Origin of the sequence: Neobacillus drentensis, from assembly GCF_036962765.1 — a bacterium.
In the GTDB taxonomy this organism is placed as follows: Bacteria; Bacillota; Bacilli; order Bacillales; family Cytobacillaceae; genus Neobacillus; species Neobacillus drentensis_C.
The window spans coordinates 1-8,811 of the sequence record NZ_JBALOS010000201.1 but is presented as its reverse complement, the minus strand read 5'-3'; the positions used below and the strand labels follow the sequence as shown (position 1 = coordinate 8,811).

At 36.4% G+C, this 8,811-nt stretch carries 9 protein-coding genes; 1 reads left to right on the top strand and 8 read right to left on the bottom strand.

Annotation, left to right across the window (positions count from 1 at the left end):
• Nucleotides 1-197: 197 nt before the first annotated feature.
• The 8 genes from V7137_RS22490 to V7137_RS22455 form a co-directional block, all read right to left on the bottom strand.
• Nucleotides 198-647 (bottom strand): DinB family protein, encoded by a 450-nt coding sequence (locus V7137_RS22490; protein WP_335700142.1) that lies wholly within the window; start codon nt 645-647, stop codon nt 198-200.
• Between the two features lie 445 nt (nt 648-1,092).
• Complete coding sequence (locus V7137_RS22485; RefSeq protein WP_335700153.1) at nt 1,093-1,356, bottom strand: GNAT family N-acetyltransferase; 264 nt, start codon at nt 1,354-1,356, stop codon at nt 1,093-1,095.
• Between the two features lie 68 nt (nt 1,357-1,424).
• A complete protein-coding gene (locus V7137_RS22480; protein ID WP_335700141.1) occupies nt 1,425-3,236 on the bottom strand; it encodes a glycosyl hydrolase family 18 protein in 1,812 nt (603 codons plus the stop codon).
• A 165-nt stretch (nt 3,237-3,401) separates the two neighbouring features.
• Nucleotides 3,402-4,541 (bottom strand): FMNH2-dependent alkanesulfonate monooxygenase, encoded by a 1,140-nt coding sequence (gene ssuD, locus V7137_RS22475; RefSeq protein ID WP_335700140.1) that lies wholly within the window; start codon nt 4,539-4,541, stop codon nt 3,402-3,404.
• 124 nt (nt 4,542-4,665) lie between these two features.
• Nucleotides 4,666-5,535, bottom strand: a complete 870-nt coding sequence (locus V7137_RS22470; protein WP_335700139.1) for an ABC transporter permease — start codon at nt 5,533-5,535, stop codon at nt 4,666-4,668.
• An 11-nt stretch (nt 5,536-5,546) separates the two neighbouring features.
• Nucleotides 5,547-6,572 carry an aliphatic sulfonate ABC transporter substrate-binding protein gene (locus V7137_RS22465; protein WP_335700138.1) on the bottom strand — a complete coding sequence of 342 codons (1,026 nt, stop codon included), beginning with the start codon at nt 6,570-6,572 and terminating at the stop codon, nt 5,547-5,549.
• A gap of 15 nt (nt 6,573-6,587) precedes the next feature.
• The gene (locus V7137_RS22460) at nt 6,588-7,355 is read right to left on the bottom strand and encodes an ABC transporter ATP-binding protein (RefSeq protein ID WP_335700137.1); all 768 of its coding nucleotides are present in this window, start codon (nt 7,353-7,355) and stop codon (nt 6,588-6,590) included.
• A gap of 657 nt (nt 7,356-8,012) precedes the next feature.
• On the bottom strand, nt 8,013-8,333 hold the full coding sequence (locus V7137_RS22455; RefSeq protein WP_335700136.1) for a ribonuclease E inhibitor RraB: 321 nt from the start codon (nt 8,331-8,333) through the stop codon (nt 8,013-8,015).
• A 263-nt stretch (nt 8,334-8,596) separates the two neighbouring features.
• Between V7137_RS22455 and V7137_RS22450 the strand changes: the two genes are divergently transcribed.
• Nucleotides 8,597-8,779, top strand: coding sequence for a hypothetical protein (locus V7137_RS22450; protein ID WP_335700135.1), 183 nt, complete (start codon nt 8,597-8,599; stop codon nt 8,777-8,779).
• The last annotated feature ends 32 nt before the right edge of the window (nt 8,780-8,811 follow it).

Genomic DNA, 8,811 nt, shown 5'->3' with positions numbered 1-8,811 from the left:
AGCTTTAACATAGCCAAAAGAAAAAAACAGCTGTTAGAAATTTATCTAACAACTGTTTGAACACTAACTATAGAGGCTCTTGTTTATGATGCTTTTTGAATATTTATGTTTTTTCCTTCTTTACGACGCTTGAGAACCCTATTTTTCCCAAAGGATTGGTTGTTTCGATTCGTTTTTTAGGACCAGTATCCCTACTTCTATCTCCTAAATGTAATAAAGTCTACATTAACAGGTTCGGTTTCATTGGCTCTAAGCAGGAGATTTATCTGCCCTCGGTGATATTGACCATGTATTGTGACATGGGTCAATATGTCCCTTACAGAATTATTAAACTCTATGCCTTTACTATTTCTGTATGAGACGATCTGCTCGAGTGCATGATTAGTTAAACCAGAAAGGAATTCTTTAAAATGTTGATTATTCTGGTTAGCCAATGCTACACAAGTTTCTAAACTAACCTCTGCCCAGATAGGTAATTCTGAAGTGTCTGATCCTTTTAACCTAGTAAACCAAACCTGTTCTGCAAAAAGAATATGTGAGAATAGATTGTTAACCTGTTTGTTCTCCACATCCATATTTTGCAGGGTTTCAAGAATTCGTTGATTAGACCAATTTAAATGCTCATACATATTTCGGATTGTTTCCATATAACCACCTCCACGTATTTAATGAATATGTATTACCAATTAAATTTTATAATGCACGCAACTATAAATTTAATATATCAAGGTTCCCTTTCTATTTATATTCCGCATATGAAATTTGATACTTCTCTGGTACTTCTTCAAACAAAGGAGTAAATTCACCATCTAGGTGTGAAACTAAGTAACTTTTCTCCCTTTCTACCTCATCATTCCCTAACTCTTCTTATATGAATGCATCAGTAATTGGGGCATGTACGGTAATACCTTTACCAGCCTTTTTTTATACACTAATCGAAACATACTGTATCCTTTACATTCTTCTTCCTTAAATGAATCCTAATAGTAGAACGTATGTCTCCTCTCCACATTCAACTTTCTCAAAACAATATAGAAACTAATTTTCAAAAACTTTATGTCTATGATATTTAAAGCCCAGATACTGATAGTTTTATTCTCTGTACATTTCTCTTGGAGTGTCTTCACCATCTGCTACTAAAATGATGGTCTTATTATCATATTTCTCCATCACAAATTTTTGCAACATGCTGCCTTTTCCTTTTTTCTGAAAGTTTTCATCAACCACCAAACCATCAATATCGGCTGTTTCTTTCGAAATAATAACTTCTACTGAACCTGCCGGAATACCTTTATAAAATGCAAGCAGTTGATGAATATTCGGATCTTCAAAAATCCTTTTAGGACTTTCATAAATGTATACAAAAAAATAAAAGCTCTAGGACCATCCTTAATATTGGCCCTAGAGCTTTTCATTTACATTTATTATCTTAAATCATTATAAATCTTGCTTAATAACACCTTATTGGGATCTTGGCTTAGTTCCCACATCATGGCTCCTCCCAGCCCCATCGACTTAATCAAAGAGGTTTTATATCCAATCGATTCGGTATCATCATAACTAATAAATTGAGAACCATTAAACAGCCAAGACACTTTGGAATCAGGTTCCCAAAAACGAGTAAATGCGTTTTTGTTAAGGTAACTTGCTTCTATTTGTCCATAACTGACAGCCGATCCTCCGCCCGTAAACGACTGATATAAACCATTACTCGTATTGGTTACTTGGTTGTAGACTCTTCCGTAGAAGGGAATACCCATAACGAGTTTATTTGCAGGCACCCCACTATCGATATAAGTCTGTATGGCATCTTGGATACTAAATTCTGAAAATCTTGACTCCGGATCCCGATATAATGGAGCATTCATCCCTGTCAACGTGTCCCAAGATCCATGAAAATCATAAGTCATGAGTTGGATGTAATCCAGATACTGTTGAAGCAGGTTTAATTCCGTATTTGCCACGTAACCTTTGTTTGCCCCACCAGCTATCGTTAATAAATACGTTTTTCCATCCTTTGAACTTTGAGTATCTAACGTTTCTCTTATTTTCTTGACTAATAGGGTAAAACTTTGCTTATCCTCGGGGCGTTTACTATTCCCTGCTTCTCCTCCTGCAACTGGATATTCCCAATCCAAATCGATTCCATCAAATCCATATTTTAAGATAAATTGCAAACAGCTATCTGCAAAGATTGTTCGGGATTGATCGGTTAATGCTACATCCGAAAAGTTGTCCGACCATGACCAGCCTCCGACTGAGATTAATGTTTTTAAATGTGGATATTGTTGTTTAAGCTTCGTTAATTGATAGAAATTCCCTTTATAAGGCTGATCTGCTGTATCACCGGGAAATGATTGTTCAATATCGGCCCAGGAGTCCCCCACTTCAATTTTTCCTTCGGCAGAAATATTAGCAAATGCATAATTCAAATGGGTAAGCTTACTAGCATCAATATCGGAAACTTGATAATTCGAGTAAGTAGCCCAACCTGCAAAATAGCCCACTGTTTTATATTCTGTTGGTACTGGTGTAACGGAATTATTTACTAGAATCGTTCTTGAAACTTGAGCTGTTTGATTTGCAGTGTCGTAAGCAACGACTTTTACTATTTGTTCTCCATCAGCCACCCATGGATTCGTAGCCCAATTCACTGTATAAGGAGCGGTTGTTAGCGAGCGGATTAAATAGCCGCCATTAATACTATAAAACTCAACCTTACTAATTCCTTTATCATCGCTCGTATTTACTGACAAAGTAACGGTTCCACTTACTGTCTTCCCATCACTCGGAATAGGAGAAACTTGGATTTCACTGACTTGGGGAGGTTGGTCCATCGATGTCTTAGGATTCGTTGTAACTTGAATGATATTACTGGGATTCGAAAGATTTCCTCGCGCATCCCTTGCTTTAATAAAAAAACTATAGGAGGTATTCGGAGTCAGATTCTTAGCCACGTACTGAGTGGAAGCAACATTCCCTATGTATCTATTATCTTGGTAAATGTCATAACCAGTGACACCAATATTATCGGTGGAATTATTCCAAACTAACGAAATGGTTGTGTCAGTAATACCAGTTTCATAGAAGTTTGTAGGTGAAGATGGAGCTATTCGGTCTGGCTTTGCGGCTTCAACGATCTTATCATTTTTAAAACAACTATATACTAATAATAATATAACAGTGAAAACAATTAATAATTTGCTAGATAGTAGTTTCTGTTTTTGTGGCAGCATCCATACCCTCTCCCATTTCATCTTTTATTTTCATTTTAATATAAAGAATAGTCTGAAAAATAGAGACGATAGTAGTATATATTGGATACGGAGTGTTAAGGGTATTTTTGTTTTTTCCATAGCAAAAGGAAGGTTTATGTACTCCTTCCTTTTGCTAATAAATATTTATTTTGCTGTTTCAGGAACGTACTGATTTGCTATCATTTCTCCAATGGGATGATTGTTTTGTTGAGTGATATTGTTGCCGTCTCTTTTCTTCAGCGGTAAATGTGGAAATACTAACTCTGCGAATTGATACGCTTCTTCTAAATGTGGATATCCCGATAGCACAAATGTATCAATACCTAAGGCCGAATATTCTTTCATCCTCTCTGCCACTTGTGTAGGATTGCCTACAAGGGCTGTTCCAGCTCCACCTCGAACGAGACCAACCCCTGCCCAAAGGTTCGGACTGATTTCTAGTGTCTCTCTTCCTCCTTTATGGAGCTTCATCATTCTCTGCTGTCCAACAGAATCTTGACGGGCTAATGTACGTTGTGCTGCCTCAATCGTATCATTATCAATATATTTAATTAAGCGATCAGCAGCTTCCCATGCTTCTCCTTCTGTTTCCCTAACAATTACGTGTAAGCGAATACCAAATCGTACTGTTCTTCCTTCTTGCTCAGCTAAACGGCGAACTTCCCTTATTTTTTGTTCCACCTGTGCAGGTGGCTCTCCCCATGTTAAGTAAACATCTGTATGTTTTGCGGCAACAGCTTGCCCTGCTGGCGATGAGCCCCCGAAATAAATAGGAGGATGCGGATGCTGAACAGGAGGAAAGAGCAGTTTTCCCCCCTCTATTTTCACATGCTTCCCATCATATTGAACCTCTTTTCCTTCTAAAAGATTACGCCAGACGGTTAAAAATTCATCTGTAACCTCATAACGTTCATCATGAGAAAGGAATAATCCATCACCAGCTAATTCAACAGGGTCACCACCTGTGACGACATTAATAAGAAGACGTCCATTGGAAATACGATCCACTGTTGAAGCCATTCTTGCTGCAACAGACGGGGACATAATTCCTGGTCGAACAGCAATCAAAAATTTCAATCGTTCTGTAACAGCCGCCAGCGACGAAGCTAATGTCCAAGGATCCTCGCATGATCTTCCTGTTGGTATTAATACCCCTGTATATCCAAGACGATCAGCTGCTTGAGCGACTTGACGAAAATAAGAAAAATCAGCTAGGCGTCCTCCCTTTGTCGTTCCTAAATATCTGCTGTCCCCATGTGTTGGAATAAACCATAAAATTTCCATTAATTTTACACTCCCTACAAAAAGTAATTTAAAGAATAAATATTAATTTTTAGTAAATCGATAGTTTTAATCGGATTTAACGCACCAGTAAACAACTTTAATTTTTGCAAACGCCAATTTTTCATTAACTTACATTTTCTCCCTGATAGCTATCTCGCCATTTTAATAATCTGGACTCTAATACACGAACAATTGAATCAGCTAATTTACCTCCAAGTGCAAAGATAATAATTCCAACAAAAACAACATCTGTGCGGGTAAATTGTCTTGCATCCATAATTAAATAGCCGATTCCTTCACTTGCACCCATCAATTCAGAAACAACTAATCCTAGCCAAGCGGCGCCCAATGATAGGCGAACCCCAAGTAAAATATTAGGAAGAGCAGCAGGAAAAATTAGTAGTGTTACTTGCTTCCCTCTACTAAATTCCAAAATGCGGGCTACATCAAATAATTTTTTATCCACTCCGCGAATGCCTAATAAGGTATTTACATATAAAGGGAAAAACGCTCCAAGTGCAATTAGCAAATCCTTTGATAATTCTCCCAATCCAAACCATAGAATAAACAGCGGTGCTAATGCTAAATGGGGCACAGTCCGTAACATTTGCAAAGATGGATCAATAAATTGCTCTGTTTTTTTAGAAAGACCGGTTATCGTCCCGAACAGAAGACCCAAACTTGCACCTAATATAAATCCAATTAGAGCACGGGTGACACTGATTTTTAAATGCCCAAATAATTCACCCGATTGTATTAAAACCCGAAACGATTGAAAAATATCTAATGGTGTTGGTAAAATCGTATTAGACACCTGTAAAAGTGATCCTAACAATTGCCACACAACTAAAATGAGGATTGGTAAAACCAAGCCGCGTGCAATTATTAATGAAGGAACCTGGGATTTAGTGCCCTTCACCTGCTTAGCAACTGTATGTTTCCTAAATTCTCTAATCGTATTATCAGATGGAAGGGCTAGTTTTGCTTTGCTCATCTAAAATCACCTCACTTATTTTGTTCTTCCTTCAATTCCTTTAATGCTTGCTTAATATAAGAATTATCGACTACCTTTGATGTATCGATTTTCTTTGTAATTGCTTTAAGGGAATATTGGAAATCTGCGGTTTCCTGCTGTGCATTAATAATTTCTTCTGATATTGGCAGATTACGAGATTCGTTGTTTTCGAGTACCTTACGTATTACATCCTTATCAATTTCTTTTGCATTTGCATACAAATCGATTGCATCATTACGGTTTTCTTTTTCATAAAGATGCGCTTTTTCGAATACTTTTAGAAAGCGTACAACAAGATCAGGATGCTCTTTTGTAAATTCTTTACGTGCAATTACGAAACCTGGTGAATAAACATTCAATGACTTACCATCCGCCAGTACTCTTGCATTTTTCTTTAAAGTTTGAAGCGAAACGAAAGGTTCCCATATAGACCAAGCATCTACGGCTCCTGTTTCAAACGCTGGCTGTGCTTCATCTGGTTGTAATTGAATAATTTTTACATCATCCGGTTTTAATCCAGCCTTTTCTAAAGCACGATACAGTACATTGAACCCACTGCTTCCTTTTGCCACTGCTATTTTTTTCCCTTTTAAATCGTTTAATGTATTAATCGGACTGTCTTTAGAAACAAGAATCGCATTTCCTTTAAGCCCATCACTTACATTTGCAATTTCTTTAAACTGAATATTTGCTGCTTGACCAGCAACTACAGGTGAATTGCCCACTGCACCAAAATCTAATCGATTGGCTGCCATTGCTTCAAAATGGGGCGGACCGCTTTGAAATACTGTCCATTTTACTTTTACGCCAACCTTTTCGAATTCTTCTTCAAACCAACCTTTTTCCTTTGCAATCAATAACGGACCCAAGCTTTGTTGAATTCCTATATTGACTGTTAGATTTTCATTCTTTCCATTCTTCTCATTTACTGTTGTCGTTTTTGATGTGCATCCTGTTAAAATAACCATCATAATTGCTGTAAATAATAAAACAGATACCCTCAACTTCTTAATCATTTTCTCCATCCTCCTCTAAATACCTGAGCCTTCAATCAACTGAAGTTCATCTACTTTTTCAAATTCACTTAATACCTTTTGTCTATATTCCTGGAATGACCGGCCCGCCCTTTTCCTAGGATGAGGTAAATCAATCGGAATAATGTTGCTGATTTTACCTGGTCTTGAACTCATGATCACGACACGATCAGCAAGATAAATAGATTCATCTAAGTCGTGCGTAACTAGAATCATAGTCGTTTTCTTCTGATGCCAAATCTCTAACAGCACATCCTGTAAATGAGTTCGTGTAAATGCATCAAGTGCACCGAATGGTTCATCAAGCAACATCACCTCCGGATCCCGCAATAACGCTCTGGCAATCGCCACCCTTTGAGACATCCCTCCAGAAAGTTCCTTAGGATATGCTTTTTCAAACCCCTTTAATCTTACAATTTCAATGAGTTCATCAACCCTTTTGCGTACATTAGCATTTTTAAGAGATAAATCAGCTGCTATATTTTTCTCCACCGTCAGCCAAGGAAAGAGTCGGTGTTCTTGAAAAATAAATCCTTGTTTTATGCTTGGTCCTGCTATTTCTTGGTCATTGATTTTGATCGTTCCTTCATATTCGTTATCAAGACCAGCAATAAGCTTCAACAGTGTACTCTTACCACATCCGCTCGGTCCGATAATGGTTACGAATTCGCCTTGCTTCACTTGGAAATTTATATCTTGTAATACTTGTGTTTTTCTCTGCTGCTTAATGAATACTTTTTGTAATGACGACATGGAAACACTCACTATCCTTCTCCTCCTTATAAAAATAGAATAAATAAACATTTGACTTCTCTACCAACTAAATAGCATTTGTAAGTTCCCACACATTTTAAATGCTACCTCCTTATACTACTTATCCCATCCGATAACTTGGTTTAATAGTCGTCAAAAACCCCTAAACAATAAAACAACTAAGAAATTCAGAATCTTATGTATAAAAAAAACTCCAACTCCTAGATACTAAGAGTTGGAGCCTTCAGTTGTCTGATAGACCCTTAAATATATGGATGTATTGTATTATGTTGATAATAACTATACTTATCCTACCTGTGACGGATGGGATGGCATACATTGCTTGCCTTTTGCTAGTTCAAAACAAGTTTCCCTGCTGTTGGTGAAAAGTAGGGATTGATCTCCTGGTTGTTTATTAAATTAAACCAGTCGGGGAATTTTTTGAAAATCCATATCTTAATATGAGCTTAAACAAACTAATCCTATCTGTCAAGTGGGATTTAGGCGAAACTTTAATTTTAATTAATTCTACTGAAAGAATACTCCTACTTCAATTATGTGGAGTGGATGATTTTGAACCTCAAAAATAAGATTGGAAAAGTTGATTCACATAGGAGATTTGAAAGTTTTACGGTACTTCACCTAACAAAAATACCTCCCTCAATCCTTTTAATCTACAAAAACTCCCCAACCGTCAGAATAACCACCATGTGGTTTACTTAAGTTATTTAATTGATCCTGTATTTTAATTAGTTCGTTATAATTTAAAAGCATTCTTTTAGAGCAAGAACATGCCCACTCATCAGTTTCGTCGTCTTGCTCTAGGAAACAGTTGAATCCTTCTCCTTTTAATACTTGCGATAATTTTTCACCTGTCGCTTTATCAGGCACGGCAACAAAAAACTCCACTGATTGTTGTTTTTTAAAATCCAATCCATCTTTATATAAACTACGTAGAGCGTCTCCATCAGCATCATTTGGAAATTTCATTCGTTTTTCCTCCATATTCTAGTACATTCTTGTTGTCATTATAATTCACTTATTTTTTTTCGACAAATCCTTTATTTATTTTGTTCAAATAATGTAAATCAAGTTCTAGCTATTAAGATGTAATTTTAACATCAATTAGGTTTTCATCGGGATCTAAAAAAATAAACTTTTGCAGGATATTTTCTTCCCTCTGATTTAACAAATTTTTAACATCTTCTTCAATGTGTATTGTGTAATCCATTACTAATGAAAGGGGGATATTCATGTACTTGAAAAAACTAACTCAAAGTGGATTTATTACAATTGATTACTACACAAATGGAGTTTTGCAAACCTTAAAAGGGCGAGTTACTCGTCTAAACCTAAAAGACCAATTGCTTTCTTTAAAAGATGAAAAACAAATGTCATTTTCAATCCGTTTATCATCTATTAGACATATTTATTAACACGATTATGATTCATCTTAGGTTATTTTTTT

Excerpts from the sequence above, each read along its gene's own strand:
- V7137_RS22490 (WP_335700142.1), bottom strand. The coding sequence starts at position 647 with ATGGAAACAATCCGAAATATGTATGAGCATTTAAATTGGTCTAATCAA.
- V7137_RS22480 (WP_335700141.1), bottom strand. The coding sequence starts at position 3,236 with ATGCTGCCACAAAAACAGAAACTACTATCTAGCAAATTATTAATTGTT.
- ssuD (WP_335700140.1), bottom strand. The coding sequence starts at position 4,541 with ATGGAAATTTTATGGTTTATTCCAACACATGGGGACAGCAGATATTTA.
- V7137_RS22470 (WP_335700139.1), bottom strand. The coding sequence starts at position 5,535 with ATGAGCAAAGCAAAACTAGCCCTTCCATCTGATAATACGATTAGAGAA.
- V7137_RS22465 (WP_335700138.1), bottom strand. The coding sequence starts at position 6,572 with ATGATTAAGAAGTTGAGGGTATCTGTTTTATTATTTACAGCAATTATG.
- V7137_RS22455 (WP_335700136.1), bottom strand. The coding sequence starts at position 8,333 with ATGAAATTTCCAAATGATGCTGATGGAGACGCTCTACGTAGTTTATAT.
- V7137_RS22450 (WP_335700135.1), top strand. The coding sequence starts at position 8,597 with ATGTACTTGAAAAAACTAACTCAAAGTGGATTTATTACAATTGATTAC.